The 21,821-nt window shown below is 40.1% G+C and carries 12 protein-coding genes; 10 read left to right on the plus strand and 2 right to left on the minus strand.

Going from position 1 to position 21,821, the window contains the following annotated elements:
• Positions 1-6: 6 nt before the first annotated feature.
• The 6 genes from tssM (at position 7) to ACOB82_RS15480 (ending at position 15,588) form a co-directional block, all read left to right on the plus strand.
• A complete protein-coding gene (gene tssM, locus ACOB82_RS15455; RefSeq protein WP_448213883.1) occupies positions 7-3,429 on the plus strand; it encodes a type VI secretion system membrane subunit TssM in 3,423 nt (1,140 codons plus the stop codon).
• 8 nt (positions 3,430-3,437) lie between these two features.
• The gene (tagF, locus tag ACOB82_RS15460) at positions 3,438-4,124 is read left to right on the plus strand and encodes a type VI secretion system-associated protein TagF (RefSeq protein WP_448213884.1); all 687 of its coding nucleotides are present in this window, start codon (positions 3,438-3,440) and stop codon (positions 4,122-4,124) included.
• Positions 4,121-5,200 carry a PP2C family protein-serine/threonine phosphatase gene (locus tag ACOB82_RS15465; RefSeq protein WP_448213885.1) on the plus strand — a complete coding sequence of 360 codons (1,080 nt, stop codon included), beginning with the start codon at positions 4,121-4,123 and terminating at the stop codon, positions 5,198-5,200. Before tagF ends, ACOB82_RS15465 begins: the two co-directional genes overlap by 4 nt.
• A gap of 260 nt (positions 5,201-5,460) precedes the next feature.
• A complete protein-coding gene (locus tag ACOB82_RS15470) occupies positions 5,461-8,724 on the plus strand; it encodes a VPS10 domain-containing protein (protein WP_448213886.1) in 3,264 nt (1,087 codons plus the stop codon).
• A 164-nt stretch (positions 8,725-8,888) separates the two neighbouring features.
• Positions 8,889-12,164: a WD40/YVTN/BNR-like repeat-containing protein gene (locus ACOB82_RS15475; protein ID WP_448213887.1), complete on the plus strand. Its 3,276-nt coding sequence runs from the start codon at positions 8,889-8,891 to the stop codon at positions 12,162-12,164.
• A gap of 163 nt (positions 12,165-12,327) precedes the next feature.
• On the plus strand, positions 12,328-15,588 hold the full coding sequence (locus ACOB82_RS15480; RefSeq protein WP_448213888.1) for a VPS10 domain-containing protein: 3,261 nt from the start codon (positions 12,328-12,330) through the stop codon (positions 15,586-15,588).
• Between the two features lie 149 nt (positions 15,589-15,737).
• Here ACOB82_RS15480 and ACOB82_RS15485 read toward each other — a convergent pair whose 3' ends face one another.
• Complete coding sequence (locus ACOB82_RS15485) at positions 15,738-16,295, minus strand: GAF domain-containing protein (RefSeq protein ID WP_448213889.1); 558 nt, start codon at positions 16,293-16,295, stop codon at positions 15,738-15,740.
• Positions 16,296-16,462: 167 nt separating this feature from the next.
• On the opposite strand from ACOB82_RS15485, the gene recR reads away from it, so the two are divergent.
• From recR to adk, 4 genes are all read left to right on the plus strand, one after another.
• Positions 16,463-17,068: a recombination mediator RecR gene (recR, locus tag ACOB82_RS15490; protein ID WP_448213890.1), complete on the plus strand. Its 606-nt coding sequence runs from the start codon at positions 16,463-16,465 to the stop codon at positions 17,066-17,068.
• Entirely contained in the window at positions 17,068-17,826 is a 759-nt protein-coding gene (locus ACOB82_RS15495) for a substrate-binding periplasmic protein (RefSeq protein WP_448213891.1), read from the plus strand. Before recR ends, ACOB82_RS15495 begins: the two co-directional genes overlap by 1 nt.
• A 283-nt stretch (positions 17,827-18,109) precedes the next feature.
• A complete protein-coding gene (gene htpG / locus ACOB82_RS15500; RefSeq protein WP_448213892.1) occupies positions 18,110-20,071 on the plus strand; it encodes a molecular chaperone HtpG in 1,962 nt (653 codons plus the stop codon).
• A 423-nt stretch (positions 20,072-20,494) separates the two neighbouring features.
• Positions 20,495-21,139 (plus strand): adenylate kinase, encoded by a 645-nt coding sequence (adk, locus tag ACOB82_RS15505; protein WP_448213893.1) that lies wholly within the window; start codon positions 20,495-20,497, stop codon positions 21,137-21,139.
• Between the two features lie 78 nt (positions 21,140-21,217).
• Here the strand turns inward: adk and ACOB82_RS15510 are convergent, their stop codons facing one another.
• Positions 21,218-21,643, minus strand: coding sequence for a CBS domain-containing protein (locus ACOB82_RS15510; RefSeq protein WP_448213894.1), 426 nt, complete (start codon positions 21,641-21,643; stop codon positions 21,218-21,220).
• Between the last annotated feature and the right edge of the window lie 178 nt (positions 21,644-21,821).

Below are 21,821 nucleotides of genomic sequence, written 5' to 3' on the forward strand. Positions count from 1 at the left end.
AAAAACATGGATAAGTTAGCTAAAATTGTTTATAGCAATTGGTTTCTCCCCTTGGTTATTTTTATTATTTTTTCCTTGGTTGTGTTGTTAGCTGGGCCTTATTTAGCTTTTGCTGAATATTATCCGTTGGCACAACTGAGTAAGCAAATTGTCTTAATTGTTTTTGTGCTGTTGGTTTATACCTCAATTAAATTTTTTCAGTATCACCGCTCGTTAAAAGTTCAACGTAGTATGGTTAGCGACATGACTGATGAACAAGGTGTAGGTGAAATTATTGATGCTGAGAAAAAGGCGCTTAAAGAAAAATTTGAACAAGCTTTAAACCTGTTGAAGCAAAAAAAGGGAAACAAACAAGCATTAACGGAAATGCCCTGGTATATGATTATTGGCAATCCTGGCAGTGGCAAAACCACATTATTGTCTAATTCAGGTTTACAATTTCCTCTATACAATGAGTTGTCTAATCAGGCATTACAAGGCGTAGGTGGTACAAAAAATTGCGATTGGTGGATTACCCAAGAAGCTATTTTGCTAGATACTGCGGGCCGGTATGCCTCACAAGATAGTCACCAAAAAGCCGATGAATCTGGTTGGATGAATTTCTTGAACTTGATTAAACGCTATCGTCGTAAGCCTATTAGTGGCCTTTTGGTTAGCTTTAGCATGTCTGATTTACTGACCATGAATGATTTCGAACTTGGTCAACAGTTGATCCAAATAAAGCAACGCATTGCAGATTTAAATAAGTTTTTTGATACTCGTTTTCCTGTGTATGTGGTGATCACAAAAAGCGATATGTTAGCCGGCTTTAGTCAGTTTTATGAGTCTTTTTCATCGCAGGAGCGCGAGCAAACGTTTGGCATTACCTTCGAGCCAGCAAAAAGTGACAGTAATAATATCAGTCAGCAGTTTTCACAGAAATTTACCGAATTACACCAATCACTAACTCGAAGACAATGGCAGCGCACCGCATTAGAGCGCGACCCAAGTCGTAAATCACTGATCTTTAGCTTTGCTAACCAGTTTGGCTCACTTAAGCCGACACTTGATAAAATAATTCAGAATTTATCGAGTCCAGAAGATAATTGTGTAAAAGGAATTGTGCGAGGACTTTATTTTACTAGTGGTACACAAAACGGTGCACCCATAGACCGAATGATGGCAAAAGTCGCTCAGACATTTGGTCTAAAAAATAAAGCGCAAGTACTTTGGAATAATGATACACGAAGCTATTTTATTAAAGACTTGCTGCAAAAGGTGGTTTTTCCAGAGTCTGATCAATTTGGTGTGTTAGCTGGATATCAAAAACGTCAAGGTAAAATGACTAAAATAGCGATGTTAGTTGGCGGCGTAATTGCGATTGCCTTATCGCTGGCTTGGTTAGTTAGCTATAGCAACAATGTTGGTTTTATTGAGTCTAGCCAAATCGCTTTAAAAAATTGGCACCAACGCTACCAAGAAGCGACAGAGCAATCAGATATACGAGGCTATTTAAAAGCACTAAATGACTTTTCTGGATCAGTATCAAATTTAACCCATCAAAGTGACAATACGTTTTCAGGATTAGGACTTTCACAAACTGATAACTTAGGTAGTGCATTTAATGCTAGTTACAACCGTTTAATAACGACGGCGTTACTACCATATGTGAAAAAGCAAATTGAAAACGCAATATTGCAAGCGAAATCGGATGAAGATAAATATCAGGCACTAACTGCCTACTTGATGTTTTCTCAAACCGATAAGCGCAATGCTGAGTATTTAACAGCATGGCTGAAACGCCACTTGAATAATGATGCCGTATTCAATGACGATGAATATATTGCTTTGATGGTGCATGTAGATCACGCAGTTAGTCAAGGTATGACATTTAATGACATTAACGATAAATTGGTAGCTCAAACGCAGATTGCCCTGCAACAAGCGTCTCTTAGCCAAGTGTATTATGCTCAGTTTAAACAGCAATACCTTGGCACGACGGATAATATGTTGTCGATGACTCAATTAGCAGGCGCTAATTGGCGTGTCCTAATGGAAACAAGTTTTGATGATATATTGACCATTTCTCGTTTGTACACACCTTCATTGTTTAATCAGGTGAGTTCAACTTTGTTACCTGATTATTTAACTGGATTAGCTGAGAATTCGTGGGTACTAGGTGATAATTATCAGTTAAATAAATCAGTGCTGTCGAAAGAGTTACTGCAAGCATATACCAGTGATTATATAACCAGTTGGCAACGGCTTTTAGACAGTATTTCAATTAAGTCTTATCACAATTCAGAGAATGCAGAGTCAGCGTTAACCACCGCTGGTGATATTGACTCGCCATTAATTACCTTGTTGGTTAGTGTGTCAGATGCCACCAAGCTAGTTAACACCGAAACCGCCGAACGAGCACTTTCTATTGCTGCTAAGAATACTAGTGTTGCTAAAGTGGCTAGTCGACTAGATAGCATCAGTATTGATACACCAGCAATGACCATAACAAGGCAGTTTAGTAAGTTACATGAATTAGTCTCAGCGGAACGAAAAACGTTGACGCAACAACGGTTCTCGGCATTAACCTCACAATTGGCATTATCGTTAGCCTCATTAAGTGATGAAAATGATGCCAGTAGTCATATCAATGCGTTAAAAGCGTTTGCTTATAGCCAACCAGAACCGCTAAAAGCTTGGGCGAATCAACTCGCCGACCGTATGAATATGGTGATTAATTTGGGGTTAAAGTCGCAAATGGCAAGTATTTGGAAAAACGATATTGTCAGTCAATGTGTGAATATCGTTAGTGACAAATTTCCGTTTGACAAGGCGGCAAAACAAGAAGCAAGCTTGAGCGAACTGGCCAAACTTTTCGCTGATAGTGGTGTTATCTTGCAGTTTTATCAGCAACATATTCAACCTTTAGTTAATACTAATGTTCGTCCATGGCGCTGGAATAAAGGCATAAAAGAAGCTTATCAATTTGATGATGCTGTTTTGACGTTTTTTGAGCGGACACAACAAATCGGGCGTACTCTCTTTCCTACAGGCGGTAATCAACCTCGCTTGGGATTGAATTTGAAACCTCTGTATTTAGATCCTAATGTAGCTAAATTTAAAATGGAGATTTATGGCAACCAATTAAATTACCAATTTGGTCGGCCAATAAGCTCACATATCAGTTGGCCACCAGAAAATGTTGGTCAAGGAGCAAGTTTTAGTTTTGTCCGCAGAGACGGCAGTGAAATAGCAGGGCAAGCACAGGGTTTTTATGGTGTTTACCGGTTAATTGCTGGTGCTAGTGTGAACGTAGTAAATTCAAACAAAGTTGAAATTACTTTTGAAAAAGAAACTTACAAAGCGGTTTATGAACTAACGGGGGATGAACGTTCAGATCCCTTGTTAATTAATAAACTGAGTCAATTCTCATGTCTTAATACGTTATAGGTGAATTGATGAAAGTAGGATTTTTCGGCAAATTACCAGGGTACGGCGACTTCATTCAGCGAAACGTATCACAAGAGTTTATTCATTTTTGGGATAAGTGGCTTATTCAATCTATTGAAAGCTCAAGAGGGCAATTGGCCGAAGAGTGGCAATATCATTTTTTCCATACGCCCATCTGGTGCTTCAGTTTAGATAAAGGTATTGCCAGTAATCACGTTATTACGGGGCTATTAATGGCCAGTGTTGATAAATCAGGACGTTGCTATCCGTTTACGGTGGTTTGTGAGTCAGAAACAGAATTAAATTTATTATCCTTATCTAGAAATATCGACGCACTACACAAACATACCGAAGAGTTCTTGCTGTCACTATTGGAGAAAGACAACCCTAACTTAGATGAGTTACAAGACGTTCTCGCCAAAATGTATCACTCACTCAGTGACGCTAATTACCAAAACATTACAAGTATTCAAGGTCAAAGCTATTCAGAACTGGGTAGCTTGGTGGGCAATGAACTTGATGATTTTTCACGCTGCAACGACACCTTTATTCAGGGTTTACTGGATATGCAAAATGTAAAATTAACGCTGTGGTGGATGCGTGGGGGCATCGATATAAAGCCGCAAAAGCGTTATTTTTCAGGCATGCCGCCTGTAGATTGTTTCAGTTCATTTTTGTTGGGAGTCAATGAATGACAGAGCAACATTGGTATAGCTATTCGGTAACAGATGTCGGTAGAAAGCGTAAAGTCAATCAAGATGCAATTTATGCTAATGATCAAACTGGAATTTGGTTGGTCGCTGATGGTATGGGGGGACACAGAGATGGTGACAAGGCTAGCCAAGCTATTGTCGCTGCTATTAAAAGTCGCCAGTTTAGTAATACGTTAGCTCAGCGAATCATCGAAATTGAGCAATTGATTCGTCAACTTAATGATGAGTTGCAACTTTATTCGAAAAACAACTTAAATGGTCAAAATACGGGTTCGACAATTGTTTTAATGACAATATGCGAAGGAATCTGTGCGTTAATTTGGGCGGGGGACTCTCGCTGTTATAAAGTTGAACAAAATAATATGACCCAACTTAGCTGGGATCATAGTTATATAGACGAGCTATTACGTGCAGGACAGATAGCGGAAGAAGAAGCTGCAATAAGCAAAATGTCTAACGTCATCACTCGAGCAGTTGGCGCGCATGAAGAACTATTTTTTGACCATGTGCTATTCCCTCATTCCGATCAGGAAGTTTATTTGCTATGTAGTGATGGCTTAACTAATGAAATGTCAGATAAAGAAATTAGTGACGTTATATTTACTAATGGGTGCAGTCAGGCTAGCGTTGATAGTTTATTAGCTAAAACACTGGCAAGTGGAGCTAAAGATAATGTCTCTATTATGTTAGTTGCTTGTAGACAACGTAGGCCAATTAATATTAATGAAAAACGTTTGTTGGAAAACCATACCCAAGCCATTAGGACGGCAAGTCAAGCGGCTTATAATAATGAAATACCACTAGCAGAATATTATGTGCAATTAAAAAGGCAAGTGGAGTTAGCGATTAAAGAGCATCAGCAATTTAAGGGGCAAGGCACTAAAGAAACGGCTGCTTTATCTGATATCGGGACAAGTCCCAAGTTACCCATTACCGATAATGTACGGACACAGCCTAATGTATCAACACCTAAATCTACCGTTGATTTGCAATATATTCTTTTAATATTTGCCATGATCATATTATCAGGCTTACTCTTTTTTTTATTATTACAGTAATATTGTTTTGCTCTAAAAACTGCCTTTGTTTGCAGTGATGGGCAAAACCATTTATCGCTAAAACCTTCTTATTTATCGTTTTTCCAAAGCAACATTATATTTTATTGGCTATATTGATTGATTAACAATATGGATAAAACCATTGCAAAAGCACGAATAATTATAACAAATTGTCGTCGTAACTCGTTGTTGGCGCTGAGCTAAGTTATGTATGACTTAATCATGCGATATGCTGTTTAGGCATATTTAAGGAAGCAAAAATGAAGTCAATCCTCAGTCTGGTTGCAGGTGCAGTATTAGCGTCGTCTAGTTTAACTGTGCTAGCTAAAGATGCACCTGTCATAGAATCATCACTTTTTGATAATTTTAAATTTCGTAGTATCGGCCCTGCATTTATGTCTGGTCGCATTGCTGATATTGAAATTAGCCCATCAAATAAAAATACTTGGTATGTTGGTGTCGGCTCTGGCGGTATGTTCAAAACCGATAACGCTGGTACCACATGGCAACCAATATTTGATAAACAAGATGTTTACTCAATTGGCGCAGTTACGATAGATCCGAATAACCATCAGACTGTTTGGGTTGGCACAGGTGAAAATGTTGGTGGTCGTCATGTTAGCTTTGGTGATGGTATTTATGTGACTTATGATGGTGGCCAAAATTGGAAGAATATGGGGCTTGGCAAGTCTGAGCATATTTCTGAAATTATAGTTCACCCTAGCGATTCTAATACTGTTTGGGTCGCAGCCCAAGGTCCACTTTGGAAAAAAGGTGGCGACCGTGGTTTATATAAAACAACTGACGGTGGTAAAACTTGGCGTAAAACCTTAGGTGACGATCAGTGGACCGGCGTTACTGATGTCGTTGCCGACCTGCGTAACCCTGATGTTATGTATGCTGCCACATGGCAGCGTCATCGCACTGTTGCGGCTTATTTGGGTGGTGGTCCTAATACTGCTATTCATAAATCTACTGATGGCGGTGAAACTTGGGTGAAGCTAGAAAATGGTCTGCCGAAAAGTAAGCTAGCAAAAATTGGTTTAGCTATTTCACCGATTGATCCAGATGTTCTGTATGCTGCGATAGTATTAGATCGTCGAAAAGGCGCAGTGTACCGCAGTGACAACAGCGGTGCTTCATGGACAAAACAATCTGATGCGGTTGCTGGCGGTACTGGCCCGCATTACTACACTGAGCTTTATGTCAGCCCACATAATATCGATGAAATCTATTTAGCTGGCGTGCGTATGCAAAAATCCACCGACGGTGGTAAAACGTTCAATGCGATGAAAGAAGAGTATAAACACTCAGATAACCATTCATTAGCCTTCTTAAAAAGTGATGATGATTATTTATTAATGGGCTCAGATGGCGGTATTTATGAAAGCTTTGATAACGGCGCGAATTGGCGTTTTGTTAGCAATTTGCCAATTTTACAGTATTACAAAATAGCACTAGATGATGCTACGCCGTTTTATAATGTTTATGGCGGTACCCAAGACAATAATTCTCAAGCTGGGCCAACCCGTACTGATAAAGTGCAAGGCATTGAAAATGGTGATTGGACAGTAACCTTATTTGGTGACGGTCATCAGCCAGCCACTGAGCCAGGCAACCCTAATGTCTTTTATTCACAATGGCAGCAAGGTAACTTAGTACGCGTAGATAAAAGCACGGGCAGTATTGTTTATGTGCAGCCACAACCAGCAAAAGGTGAAAAACCTGAACGCTTTAATTGGGATGCGCCAATTTTAGTTAGCCCTCATCAACCCACTAGGCTTTATTTTGCTTCACAGCGCGTGTGGCGAAGCGATGACCGTGGTGACAGTTGGACGCCAATTTCCGGTGATTTAACGAAAAACCTACCACGGATTGAACAGCCAATTATGGGGCGTACCCAAAGTTGGGACAATGCTTGGGATATGTTCGCCATGTCCAAATACAGCACCATAACGTCTTTGTCAGAATCGCCACTAAAAGAAGGGCTAATTTATGCTGGTACTGATGATGGTTTAATTCAAATTACCGAAGATGGCGGTAAGTCGTGGCGTAAACTGAATGTGGGTAAGCTACCAGATGTTCCAGATACGGCATTTATCAATGATATTAAGGCCGATCTTCACGATGAAAATACCGTTTATATTGCACTTGATAATCACAAATTTGGTGACTTTAAACCATATTTATTAAAAAGCACCAATAAAGGAAAGTCTTGGAAAAAATTATCAAGTGGCATTCCTGATAAACACTTAGTTTGGCGAGTGGTTCAAGATCACTTAGATCCTGAACTGATGTTTGCTGGCACTGAGTTTGGATTATTTGTCACCGTTGATGGTGGTAAAAACTGGGTTGAATTAAACGGCGGTTTACCGACGATTTCATTTAGAGACTTAGCGATTCAAAAACGCGAAAATGATCTTGTTGCCGCATCATTTGGCCGAGGTATTTATGTCTTAGATGACTATCAAGCATTGCGTGATATATCTGAGCAATCATTAAAGCAAGATGCCGTGATTTATCCTGTGCGTGACGCATTGTGGTATATCGAAAAAATGCGTTTAGGGGGGGAGAAAAAAGGTAATGCGGGGGCTTCACATTATGTAGCTGATAATCCACCTTTTGGGGCAACTTTTACTTATTACATTAAAGATGTACCAAAGTCGCTAAAAGAGCAGCGCCAAGCTACGGAGAAGAAACTAGACGAGGATGCGAAAAATATTCCATTTCCAGGATGGGATAAATTAACTGATGAAGCAACACAAGAAGCGCCAATGCTGCAGTTTGTGATTAAAGATCAGCAAGGGATAGTCATTCGTCGCCTTGAAACGAAAATGACCAAAGGCCTTAACCGATTTACATGGGACTTAAGGTACCCAACCCGCGACCTAGTCGGTGATGCTGAGGGATTTTTTACTGAAGAGCCAGCAGGCTTTCTGGCATTACCCGGTCAATATACAGTGACTTTAGCTGCAAAAGTTGACGGCAAAGTCACACCATTGGCAGAGCCTATGCCTTTTTCCGTAAAACGTTTATACAACAGTGAGCTAACAGAAGCCTCGCATCAGCAAGTATCAACATTTTGGCGAGAGTTAGAACAAGCGCATGCCGAAAATAGTGTGTTGAATAATCAACTTAAAGTCTCTGAGCAGCGGGTTAAAGACTTAGCAGTTGCCGTACTTCGCTCGCAAGCTGATGTTGGTGCGTTCGAACAACAGCTGGCAGGTATTAAAACAGAGCTGGCTAAACTTACTTATCAATATCATGGTAGTAAAGTAAAAGCTGAAGTGGGTATTTTAGATGATCATGTCACTATCAATCAGCGCTTATTTGCTGCTAGTTTAGGCACAGGTTTATCCAGCTATGGTCCAACACCAACACATAAGCAGTCGTTGGCAATAGCCCAAGCTGAAATTAATGAATTAGCTAGCAAACTAGCGACATTGATTGAGCAAAAAATTGTCAAACTAGAAGCTGAATTAAAAGCGGTGAATGCACCTATGGTAAAAGGGCAGGCACTGTAAGTCAGCTTCCATAAAGCAGTGACTATAGGCTAGTCATTATAAAATTTAAGAAAACAGACTAGGTCATTGTTTAGCAAGTTGAATAACAAAGGCCTAGGTACAGCAGTTTTTTATCAATCTTGATAAAACCAATAAAATAAAAGCAAACAAGGAATTAAACTAAAATGAAAAAGTCCTTAACGTCACTTGTTGTTTCAGCGGCACTTTTTGCTTCAGCAACTCAAGCTTCAATAGATACTGATTTACTCTCTGGTATTAAAATTCGAAATATAGGCCCTGCGGCAACTAGCGGTCGAATTTCAGACATAGAAGCGGTCGTCTCTAACCCAAATATCATTTATGCCAGTGCAGCATCGGGTGGGCTATGGAAGTCAATTAATGCTGGTTTAACCTGGCAGCCAATATTTGATGATCAAGATTGGGCATCGACAGGGGCATTAGCTGTGCACCCACAAATTCCTGATATTGTTTGGTTAGGTACTGGTGAAGGTAATGTTCGTAACTCAGTTTCTATCGGTGGCGGCATTTATAAATCAATGGACGGCGGTAAAACTTGGAATAATATGGGGCTTAAAGCAAGCGAACATATTAACCGTATCGCCTTACATCCAACCAATCCCGATATTGCCTATGCTGCAGCAATGGGCACACTATGGTCGAAAAATGAAGAGCGTGGTATTTATAAAACCACCGATGGCGGTAAAACGTGGAATAAAATTTTATATGTCGATAACGTCACTGGCGCATCAGACATTAAAATGGATCCAACCAACCCTAATAAACTTTATGCGTCAATGTGGCAGTTTCAACGTTGGCCAGATAAATTTGAATCAGGTGGCCCAGGTTCTGGTTTATATGTTTCGATAGATGGTGGTGAAACTTGGCAGCAAAAAACGTCGGCTGACGGTTTACCTAAAGGTGAGTTAGGCCGCATTACTTTAGATATTGCGCCAAGCCAACCAAATACGGTTTATGCGTTGGTGGAAGCTAACGAAAGTGCGTTACTGCGTTCAGATGACGGTGGCGACAGCTGGCGTACGGTGAATAGTGATTATAATGTTGCCGATCGTCCGTTCTACTATTCAGAAATTGAAGTTGACCCTAAAGATCCTGAAACTATTTACAATATCGCAACCTTTATTCGTCGCTCAATTGATGGCGGTAAAACCTTTAGTAAAATTGATAAGGTTGATTGTTGTGCGGTTGGTAATACCATCCATATTGATAATCACTCATTATGGATTAATCCAAATAACCCCGAGCACTTAATTTTAGGTAACGATGGTGGTATTGGTATCACTCAGGATAAAGGTGATAGCTGGCGATTTGTGCAAAACTTAGCTGTATCACAGTTCTACCATATCCGTGTTGATAATGAAGTGCCTTACAATGTGTATGGCGGTTTACAAGATAACGGTTCGTGGCGCGGTCCTGCTGAGGTGTTCCACAGTGGTGGTATTCGCAACTTACACTGGCAGGAAGTAGGCTTTGGTGACGGTTTTGATACCATGCCATTCCCTGATGATGCCACTAAAGGTTATGTTCAGTCACAAGGTGGTTACTTAAACCGTTATGACTTAACTACAGGTGAGCAAAAATTAGTACGTCCAGCCGCGCCAGATCATGACACTGAACTGCGCTTTAACTGGAATGCAGGTCTTGCCCAAGATCCATTTGATGCCAATACCATTTATTACGGCAGTCAGTTTGTCCATAAATCTACTGATCGCGGTGAAACATGGCAGGTAATTTCAGGTGACTTATCAACTAATAATCCTGATTTTCAACGTTATAAAGAATCAGGTGGTTTAACACCAGACGTTACTGCGGCCGAAAACCATACGGCAATTATAGCGATTGCGCCAAGCCCAATTAAACAAGGGGTGATTTGGGTTGGTACCGATGATGGTCGAATTCATGTTACCCAAGATGGCGGTAAAACGTGGAACAGCGTTGAAGGAAAAGCACGTAAAGCACCTGAAAATGCATTTGTGCCACATATTCAACCGTCATTACACAATGCCGAGGAAGCCTATATCGTCTTTGACAATCATCGTCGCGGTGATATGAAGCCTTATATTTTTAAAGCAAGTAAATACGGTAGTAAATTTACTAACTTAACCAGCAAAAATATTCGTGGCTATGCCTTATCTGTGGTTCAAGATCATGTTGATGAGAATTTATTATTCTTGGGCACAGAGTTAGGCTTATATGTCTCTACTGACGGCGGTGACTCTTGGTTTAAACACCAAGGAGTACCAACAGTTTCGGTTATGGATATGGCAATTCAGCAGCGTGAAAACGACTTAGTATTAGGTACACATGGCCGTTCAGTGATTGTAATTGATGATTATAGCCCGCTACGTGGCTTAACTGAAAAGTCGTTCAATACGCCGTTGCAATTACTCAGTGCTGGTGACGGTCAACAATACGTAACGGGCCGAGCGCCATCAACTCGTTTTTGGGGTGATGCTGCTTATGTTGGTGACAACGAAGTTTACGGTGCAACTATCAATGTCATGGCATCTGGCGAGCATTTAGTTCACCCTGATAAAGACAAGGAAAAGGCACGCTTATTAGCAAAGGCTGAAAAAGAAAAAGCTAGCAAAGCTAGTAAAGATAAGAAAGGCGATTCTGACAAAACCGAAGAAAAACCATTGTCGGATAAAGCACGAGTCATCGTTAAAAATGCCAACGGTGAAGTTGTTCGAACGTTTGTGACGAAACTTAAGCAAGGGGTTAACCGCATTGTTTGGGGCTTAGAGTCTGATGGTGACGGCTTTATGCCGGGTCAAGAGCCAAAAGAAGATAAAGACATTAAGCCAGCGGGTCCTGAAGTCGTACCGGGTACTTATACGGTGCAGGTTAAGTTAAATGACCATCAAATCGAAACCCAAGTTAATGTGTTAAAAGATCCGCGTTTTACTGACGTTAGCGCAGAAGACATGCAAGCACGTTATGACTTAGAGCATCAGGCGGTTGCTATGTATGCAACGTTAACTAAAGCTGCACATGCGTTAAATGACAGTAAAAAGGATATTGAAGTTGTTAAAGCATTAGCAGATAAAGCGTTAGAAAGTGCAGAAAAAGATGACAAAGATAGCCCTGCTGCTAAGCTGTCAAAATCTGCAGCAGACTTGGTTAAGAAAATTGCTGAGTTAGATAAAAACCTTCGTAGTTTGCCAAAAACTAAAGGGATTGTTGATGAAACTTATAAAGTATCGTCACATGTCTTTATGGCCTGGGGCTATGTCGGTGGCCGTTACGGCAAACCATCACCAACGGCTGAAATTTACTTAGAAAAAGCTAAGTTAGAGCTGGATAAAGGTGTCGGTAAGGTTAACGAGTTTATTAATAACGACCTTGCCGAGTTTAAACTGCAATATCAGGCATCAGGTTTAGGATTACTTTCAAGTACCCAACCAATTGCTTTAAACTAAGCTAATCTAAAAAGCCCAAAACAAACGTTTTGGGCTTTTTTATTTTAGGCAATTTTTAATAGATTCGGTTAATAGTAAAAAATAACATTTCGCTTAACAAAGCGTTAAATAGACCAAGACAAAAACAAGTTACAACAGTTAAAAATAACAATAGGACATAACCATGAAACTCTTGCCTTCATTGCTGGCTGCTTCTGTGGCGTTTGGATTATCAAGTATCTCGTCAATAGCTTATGGCGCAAAGTCGGATAAAGATCCTGTAGATGCCTCAATTTATAGCAGCATCAAATTACGAAATTTAGGGCCGGCACTTACCGGTGGCCGCATAAGTGACTTTGCGGTTAACCCAAAAAATCCAGCGCAATATTATGTTGCTACAGCGTCCGGTGGGCTATGGAAAACAGACAATGCCGGTGTAACCTGGCAGGCAATTGCCGATGATATGCCAAGTTATTCCTATGGTGATGTCACTATGGATCCAAACAATGCGAATATTTTGTGGGCGGGTACTGGTGAGAATAATTCACAGCGCTCAGTATCTTATGGTGACGGTGTCTATAAGTCGGTTGATGGTGGTGCTAGCTGGCAAAATGTCGGGTTAAAAAATTCTGAGCATATTGGTGAAATTTTAATTGATCCACGTAATTCGGATGTCGCTTATGTTGCTGCTCAAGGGCCATTATGGAGTAAAGGCGGTGATCGCGGTCTTTATAAAACTACCGACGGTGGTAAAACTTGGGAAAAGTCACTTAACATTAGTGAACATACAGGTGTTAGTGATATAGCCTTTGACCCGCAAAATCCCGATGTAATTTATGCCAGCGCTTATCAGCGCCGTCGTCATGTTTGGACATTAATTAACGGTGGCCCAGAGTCAACTATTTATAAATCTACTGATGCGGGTAAAACATGGAATAAGATTAATAAAGGCCTGCCAAGTGTAGATTTAGGCAGAATTGGTATTGATGTCGCGCCAAGTGATGGCAATATTGTGTACGCAATTGTTGAAGCGGCTGATGGTCAATCAGGTTTCTATCGCTCAACCAATGGCGGGGCTAGTTGGCATAAACAAAGTAGTTATGTCTCTGGTAGCCCACAATATTATCAAGAAATCGTCGTTGATCCGCTGAACCCTGATCGCGTTTATTCTCTTGATACCTATTTGATGGTGTCGGAAGACGGTGGTAAAACCTTTAATAAAGCCGGTGAAGACCATAAACATGTTGATAATCACGCAATGTGGATTGATCCAAATAACACCAATCATTTAATTGTTGGCAGTGATGGCGGTATTTATGAAAGCTGGGATCGAGCTAAAAACTGGTCGTTTAAAGACAATATGTCACTTACCCAGTTTTATAAAGTTACCGTTGATAACGACTATCCGTTCTACAATGTTTTTGGTGGTACGCAAGATAATGCTTCATTAGGTGCGCCACATCGCACAACAACCAATTCCGGCATTCGCAATAGCGATTGGCTATTTACACAATTTGGCGATGGTTTTAAAACGGTTATTGACCCCAAAGATCCAAATATTATTTACTCGCAATATCAATATGGTGGTTTAGCAAGGTACGACAAACGCTCTGGCGAGCGCGTGCAAATGCAGCCGGTATCGCCTGATGCGAATGTTGCCCAACGCTTTAATTGGAATTCTCCGCTACTGATCAGCCCACACAACAACCAACGGATTTATTATGGCTCTCAAACGTTGTTCCAATCGGATAATCGTGGTGATGAGTGGCGAGCAATCAGTGGCGATTTATCACAAAATATCGATCGGAATAAACTCGAAGTGATGGACACAGTGTGGAGTGTTGATGCGGTGGCTAAAAACCAGTCTACTTCATTCTATGGTTCATTAATTGCGGTAACAGAGTCACCATTGCAAGAAGGCCTATTGTATACCGGCAGTGATGATGGAGTGATGCACGTCACCAAAAATGGTGGTCAAGACTGGAGTAAACTCGATTGGCCGTCAAAAGTGCCAGAAAATGCTTTTGTGGCCGACATGGAAGCGTCTTTATTTGATAAAAACACCGTATTTGCCGTATTTGATAACCACAAAAAAGGTGACTTTAAACCTTATGTTTATCGCAGCGATAACAATGGTAAAAGCTGGAAAAATATTACAGGTGACTTACCAACACGCGGCTCTACATACACCATAGCGCAAGATCACCAAAATAAAGACTTACTTTTCGTAGGCAGTGAATTCGGCGTGTTCTTTAGCCAAAATGGTGGTAAAAACTGGGTGCAATTAAAGTCGGGCATACCAACCATTGCTATACGAGATATTGAAATTCAGCGACGAGAAAATGACTTAGCGCTCGCTTCATTTGGCCGTGGTTTTTATATTTTAGATGATTACTCACCACTTAGAGAAAACGCAACGGACGTTAAAAAGCAAGATGCAACCTTGTTCCCTGTACGCAGAGCATTTCAGTTTATTGAACATGATCCACTTGGTTTACCGGGTAAAGCGATGCGTGGTGCCGATTTTTACTTTGCTGAAAATCCAGAATATGGCGCTAGCTTTAGCTATTACATCAACGAAGATTTTAAGTCATTAAAAGCACAACGTCAGGAAAAAGAAAAGCAACTGCGTAAAGACAATAAGCCGGTTTACTACCCAAGCTGGGAAGCGTTAAAACAGGAAGATTTAGAGCAAGCTTCAAGCTTAATTTTTACCGTACGCGACACTGATGGCAATTTAGTTCGTCGTATAACAGCACCTGCGAAAAAAGGCTTTAATCGCATTAATTGGGATTTACGCTACCCCGGCTTTGAGCCAATCACCACCAAAGGCGAAATGGATGCTGGTCCGCTAGTGGTACCGGGCAGCTATAATGTCTCAATTTCGAAAGTCGTGAATGGTGTTGAAACAGCGTATGACCAGAGCCAAACATTTGAAGTCACGGCGATAGATAATCGTACGTTTGCTAGTGATGATCGCAAAGCAGATCTGGCCTTTGATATGAAAGCAGGGCGTTTGTATCAAGCAATTACTGGTGCTGGTAAGCATTTAGGAGAATTGGCATCACGCATTGAGCATATTAAAGCGGCAGTACCTGAAACGCTGGCACTTGATCAAACAAGGTTAGCATTAGTTTACCAAATGCAGCGTGATTTAGATGAAATTAAGCTGGAGCTAAATGGAAACTCGGTTATTGCCAAGCGTTCTGAACCAACTCCAACCTCAGTTAGTGATTATATCGGTTACTTATTGTGGAGCCGCAGTGAAAGTACCAGTCCAGTATCTGCGCAGCAAAAACTGCGCTTTAAACGCGCCAGTGAGGCCTACGGTGAAGTTTACCAACGCATTGTGCAATTGGCCCAGTCTGTGAAGCTTGCTGAAGATGAAATAGTCAAAGCTGGCGGTAATTACTTGCCAGGTACTTTACCTTCCTCAGGGAAATAATAACTGATTGTTGGAAGGTGGATTTAAGTAAGTCGCGCCAGTTGGCGCTGCTTACTTAATTGTTTGTTTAGCTTTTAGTTTAATTTTTTGATTAATTTTTAGTTAAAAGCTTTATTTATTGGTTACCGCTTAAGGCTTTGCTTAAAAAGCTAACTGCTTACAGATTGACTGAGTTTCACCAATAGTTCTGTTTTAGATTGGGCAGAGTAGGTTTGAGAAACATTTTCAGCCAAAAAGATCGAAGTGACGTTTGCTAGGCGTTTTAACTTAGCTAAATCGTCATCACTCCAATTTGTCGGCGCTCCTGTACGTTCACAGCAAATAATTCCCAATGGCTTAAAGTCATAATTAAAGGTGATATCGAGCAACGAATGGATATCATAAACGTCGAAATACCCCTGATTAAAACAGCTGGCAATTTCATGGTTTTGGGCATTATCAGCAACCAAAAATTGATTCGTTAAAATATGATCAAAATAGCGCTGGTAGTCATTGGCAAATAACTCTAACCCATTAGATACTGTATTGTGTTCATCAAGGCAGGCCAATGAAATCATTTCAGAGTGATCAGCATTAAAAAGCCAGATTCCAACGCGATTAGCTGTTGGAATAGCCTGTTTAACCGCGTAACAAAGCTTAATCAGTTTTTGATTAACAGCTAGCCTTGGGTTACTGAGCACAATTGAAAGTGCAGAAATATCAGCCATGTTGTTATTAGTAATAATAAATGATCCTAGCTATATAATACGCCATATTATCGCTTTAACACAATTTACTGTGGCAATAAGCTAATCACTGCTATAGTAGGGCGGTCGTGATAGACTCCAAATTAAAATGAAAAAACGTTAATTTAAGGCAGATGAAGTAGAGGCGTATGAAGTTTAGTCCATTAGTTCAAGAGTTAATTGAATCATTTCGATGTTTACCAGGTGTAGGTGCAAAAACCGCGCAAAGAATGGCATTTCATTTACTTGAACGTAACCGTCAAGGAGGTAGCAAGCTTGCTAGTAAATTGGCGCAAGCCATGGAAAGTGTTGGACACTGCCAGCAATGTCGAAACTTTACTGAACAAGACTTATGTGAAATTTGCCAAAGCCCCAAACGTCAACATTCTGAATTACTATGCATTGTTGAAAGTCCAGCCGATGTAATTGCCATTGAGCAAACTGGCGATTTTCAAGGACGTTATTTTATTTTAATGGGCCATTTATCGCCAATAGATGGCATTGGACCTGATGATTTAGGCTTAGATTTACTCGCCAACCACTTAAAAGCCGGCAATATCAATGAAGTAATTTTAGCGACAAACCCAACGGTTGAAGGTGAAGCAACAGCGCACTATATCGCGCAGATTGCCCATGAGTATGATGTGAGCTTATCTAGAATTGCTCATGGTGTGCCGGTAGGGGGCGAGCTTGAGTATGTTGATGGTAATACGTTGTCCCACGCCATCACTGGGCGTAAATCATACGAGTATTAATGATGAGATTTAGGCGCCTGTTAATTAGTTTTGTCTGCTTAATAATGGTAAAGCTACCACTAAAGCAAGCGGTCGCTGAAGAAACAGACACTCATGATGAATTATGGATGAAAGATTCATTGACTGTGGTAGCAGAGCCTTGGTGGCCATTTAATTATTACGATGAACAAAGTGAAATAGTAGGCCGCTCAGCTGAGAGAGTTAAAGCGTTAATGGCAAAAGCGGATATTAATTTTAATCACGCACTTTACCCTTGGCGCCGAGCGTATAATATGGCTTTGGCAAAGCCTAATGTCTTGATTTATTCCATTTATCGAACCAAGGCTAGGGAAAATAAATTTAATTGGATTTGCCCGCTGTTAGAAAGCTCAACTCATAAAATTTATAAGCTGCGAAGCCGCACCGATATTCAAATTAACAATGAACGAGATCTTAGTGCTTACCGAATCAATGTTGTGCGTGGTACTTATCCTCACGATTACTTGCTTAAACTAGGTTTAAAAGAAGGCAGTAGTTTGCAATTAAGTGCGCTGGTTGAACAGCACCTTAAATTATTGCTAAATAAACGCGTTGATTTAATTGTTGAAGCAGGCGAAGTTATTAATGAGCTGTTAGCGCAGTCTGGTTACCCCGCTGACTTACTAGAAGAGGTTTATACGTTTAAGAATACTCCGCAATTTTGTATGGCAATAAGTAAAGGTACATCGCCTCAACTTATTGAAAAAATCGAACAAGCCCACCGAGAATTAATACAATAGCTAACGGCATAACTAGTGCCGTAACTAACGCCATAATTAGTGAAACAAATAATGCATTAGTAGTATTGCTGATTTTTCCATTTGCAATATCAAATCCAGCCTATCGTTAAAATTTTTCTATTGATGCTCTTGAAAAAATTTCTTTGGTCCTTATCTCTTAATCAAACGCAGTTACCCGCTGTCTAGAACAAGCGTCAAATCAAAACAGGAAGCGATTATTTTTAAGCAATTTGACTTAAAAAAGCAGCTTTACTAAATAGTTAGATTAGGTAGGTTTATTACAATGACTGAGCAAAACACTCAACAAAAACACAACTTTGGAACCGATGTTTCTAAGTTACTTCAATTAATGATCCACTCACTTTACTCAAATAAAGAAATTTTCCTTCGTGAGTTGGTATCAAATGCCGCAGATGCTTCAGATAAATTACGCTTTAAAGCGTTGTCAGACGATAGCCTATTAGAAGGTGATGCCGAGCTTCGCGTACGCGTAAGTGCCGATAAAGAAAACAATACCATTACTATTTCAGATAATGGTATTGGTATGACTCATGATCAAATCGTTGAGCACTTAGGCACAATCGCTAAATCAGGCACGGCAGAGTTTTTCTCTCAGTTATCAGGCGATCAAGCGGCAGACTCGCAACTTATTGGTCAGTTTGGTGTAGGTTTCTATTCGGCATTTATTGTTGCCGATAAAGTAACCGTGCGCTCACGAGCCGCAGGTGTAACTGCAGCTGAAGGCGTTGAATGGCAAAGTGAAGGTCAGGGCGAATTCACCACCAAGCAAATTGATAAAGCTAACCGTGGTACTGACATTATCCTTCACTTAAAAGAAGATGAAAAAGAGTTTGCTGATGATTGGCGCTTAAAATCAATTGTTACTAAATACTCAGATCATATTTCGGTATCCGTTGAAATGTTAACACCGGAAGTGCCAGCAGTTGAAGCCGTGGCCGAAGAAAAAGATGAAGACGGAAAGGTTATTCGCCCAGCGGTTGAAGCACGTGATGCAATTCCTGCGAAATGGGAAGCAGTAAACAAAGCAACTGCCCTTTGGACGCGTGAAAAAGCAGATGTGACTGACGAAGAATACAAAGAATTCTACAAGCACGTATCACATGACTTTGCCGACCCTATGCTGTGGGAGCACAATAAAGTAGAAGGTAAAACCGAATACACTTCATTACTTTATATTCCGAGCAAAGCACCGTTTGATTTATACAATCGCGAAAAGCAACACGGCTTAAAATTATATGTGCAACGCGTATTTATTATGGATGACGCTGAGCAGTTTATGCCAACCTACTTACGTTTTGTTAAAGGTTTGCTTGATTCAAACGACTTACCACTGAATGTTTCTCGTGAAATCTTACAAGACAGCAAAGTCACGCAAGCAATCCGCAAAGGTTGCACAAAGCGCGTATTGAAAATGCTTGAGAAATTAGGCAATAAAGATAAAGAGCAATATCAGTTATTCTGGAATGAATTTGGTCAGGTACTAAAAGAAGGTCCTGCAGAAGATTTTGCTAATAAAGAAGCGATTGCTAAGTTATTACGTTTTGCTTCAACTAACGAAGACTCAGCGGTGCAAAATGTCTCATTAACTGATTACATTGAGCGCATGAAAGAAGGCCAAGATAAAATTTACTATGTAGTGGCAGACAGCTTTGAAGCGGCGAAAAATAGCCCGCACTTAGAAGTTTTCCGCAAAAAAGGTATTGAAGTTTTACTACTTTCTGACCGTATTGACGAGTGGTTAGTCAGTCACCTAAATGAGTTTGACGGCAAGCAGCTACAATCTGTTGCTCGTGGCGGCGTTGACTTAAGTAACCTAGATGACGAAGAAACCAAAGAAGCGCAAGAAAAGCTAGAGCAAGAATTTGACTCAGTGATTAAGCGCATGAAAGATTCTTTAGGTGATAAAGTTAAAGACGTAAAAATTTCACAGCGTTTAACTGACTCGCCTGCGGTTATTGTGACTGCAGAAGACGATATGAGCATTCAAATGCAAAAATTAATGGCGTCTGTTGGTCAGGAAGTACCTGAGTCTAAGCCTATTTTTGAAATTAACGCCGAGCATGAGTTAATCAAGCATGTTGCTGATGAGCAAGACGATAGTAAGTTTAACCAGTGGGTTGAAGTATTATTTGAGCAAGCAACGTTAGCAGAGCGTGGAAGCTTAAAAGATCCTGCATCATTTGTAACTCGCTTAAATAAATTGATGTTAAGTCTGACCAAGTAATCATTTGTATTGATGATGTAATGGAAAAGGCGCTTAATAAGCGCCTTTTTTAAAAGCATAATTTAGTTCATTTGCTTAATCTGACTTAGGTCTTCTAGAAAGTACTCAGGAAGAAATCAGTACTTAGCGACAGATAAACTTACTTAAATACGCATTTAGCTTATTTCAATTGAATTGGTTTGTTTTGTTTTGTTTTGGTTTGTTAAAATTTCCCACCTGTTAGACATTAGTCTAAAAAAGCGACAATATCGTCGGTTTTTTGATCCGACGAGTTAAATGTTACTTGTTTGCATACAAGTGAAAATGTATAGTGTCACACGTTATTTATCTGGCTAAATTCATACTCATTTGGTTGTTTTATTTCAGCGATTGTTCTTATAAGTAGACCAACCAAATTAGTATATAACTCATAGGGCAATTTTTATGCGCATTATTTTGTTAGGTGCTCCAGGAGCAGGTAAAGGCACTCAAGCACAGTTTTTGATGTCGAAGTACGGTATTCCTCAAATTTCAACGGGTGATATGCTACGCGCTGCAATTAAAGCAGGTACTGAGCTTGGCAAAAAAGCAAAAGAAGTAATGGATGCAGGACAATTAGTTTCTGATGACTTAATCATTGGCCTAGTAAAAGAGCGTATTGCACAGGATGACTGTAAAGCAGGCTTTTTATTAGACGGCTTCCCACGTACTATTCCACAAGCTGATGCCATGAAAGCCAATGGTGTTGATGTTGATTGTGTCATTGAATTTGACGTTGCAGATGAAGTGATTGTTGAGCGTATGGCGGGTCGTCGCGTGCACTCAGGCTCTGGTCGTGTTTATCATATCGTTTATAATCCACCAAAAGTGGAAGGTAAAGATGATGAAACAGGTGAAGATTTAGTGATCCGTCCTGATGATGAAGAAGCCACTGTTCGTAAGCGTTTAACGATTTATCATGAGCAAACTAAGCCGCTTGTAGATTACTACAAAGCTGAAGCAGACGCTGGCAATTGCAAATACTTAACTATCGACGGTACTCAACCAGTAGAACAAGTTAGTAGCATTATTGTTGAACAGCTTAACTAATATATTATTAAGACATAAAAAAAGCCCGTTTAGCGGGCTTTTTTTATGTCTCGAATATGCAATGCTAAAACAGCTAAATTAACTAGCAGGTTGAATTTTATCATACAAATATTTGATGATGTCCTTAGTGGTAATAATGCCTACCGGTTCGTTTTCGTCATTGACAATAGGGATGCAGGTGACCCTAAATTCATGAAATATTTTTACTGCTTGCGCTAAGTTGGCGCTCGATTTTAAAGCGATCGGATTTCTGTTGGCAACCTGATGCACTCGCTTATTGAGGGTAGCAATATCTTTTGCAGTTTCCCTTACTGAACCAATGTTGTGGCTGATGGCTTTTAATAAATCCCGATCAGATAACACGCCACAAAGTTTGTCATTACTATCAACGACTAGAATATGATGAAACTTAAATTCTTCAAATATTGCTTTTACTTGTTCAAGACGTTGATCTAGGTGAGCAGTAATAACATTGCTGGTCATTAATTCAGAGACAAAACGCATAAAATTCAGTCAGTAAAGGTTGTTGTACTAACTATAATACAAAAGCTTCCTGACGAAAATGTATTGTCTTGTAAGGCTAACAATAAAAAATTAGTTGAAACTTCAGACAAAAGAAAACCCTGCAATTGCAGGGTTTTTAATACGTTCATAAATGCTAGTGCCAGATATTAGTAGTAGC

The sequence above is a fragment of the Colwellia sp. MEBiC06753 genome, assembly GCF_053470325.1.

Coding starts and splice junctions, on each gene's coding strand:
- recR (WP_448213890.1), top strand. CDS start 16,463: ATGAAGTTTAGTCCATTAGTTCAAGAGTTAATTGAATCATTTCGATGT.
- ACOB82_RS15510 (WP_448213894.1), bottom strand. CDS start 21,643: ATGCGTTTTGTCTCTGAATTAATGACCAGCAATGTTATTACTGCTCAC.
- ACOB82_RS15470 (WP_448213886.1), top strand. CDS start 5,461: ATGAAGTCAATCCTCAGTCTGGTTGCAGGTGCAGTATTAGCGTCGTCT.
- tagF (WP_448213884.1), top strand. CDS start 3,438: ATGAAAGTAGGATTTTTCGGCAAATTACCAGGGTACGGCGACTTCATT.
- ACOB82_RS15475 (WP_448213887.1), top strand. CDS start 8,889: ATGAAAAAGTCCTTAACGTCACTTGTTGTTTCAGCGGCACTTTTTGCT.
- tssM (WP_448213883.1), top strand. CDS start 7: ATGGATAAGTTAGCTAAAATTGTTTATAGCAATTGGTTTCTCCCCTTG.
- htpG (WP_448213892.1), top strand. CDS start 18,110: ATGACTGAGCAAAACACTCAACAAAAACACAACTTTGGAACCGATGTT.
- ACOB82_RS15485 (WP_448213889.1), bottom strand. CDS start 16,295: ATGGCTGATATTTCTGCACTTTCAATTGTGCTCAGTAACCCAAGGCTA.
- ACOB82_RS15465 (WP_448213885.1), top strand. CDS start 4,121: ATGACAGAGCAACATTGGTATAGCTATTCGGTAACAGATGTCGGTAGA.
- ACOB82_RS15495 (WP_448213891.1), top strand. CDS start 17,068: ATGATGAGATTTAGGCGCCTGTTAATTAGTTTTGTCTGCTTAATAATG.
- ACOB82_RS15480 (WP_448213888.1), top strand. CDS start 12,328: ATGAAACTCTTGCCTTCATTGCTGGCTGCTTCTGTGGCGTTTGGATTA.
- adk (WP_448213893.1), top strand. CDS start 20,495: ATGCGCATTATTTTGTTAGGTGCTCCAGGAGCAGGTAAAGGCACTCAA.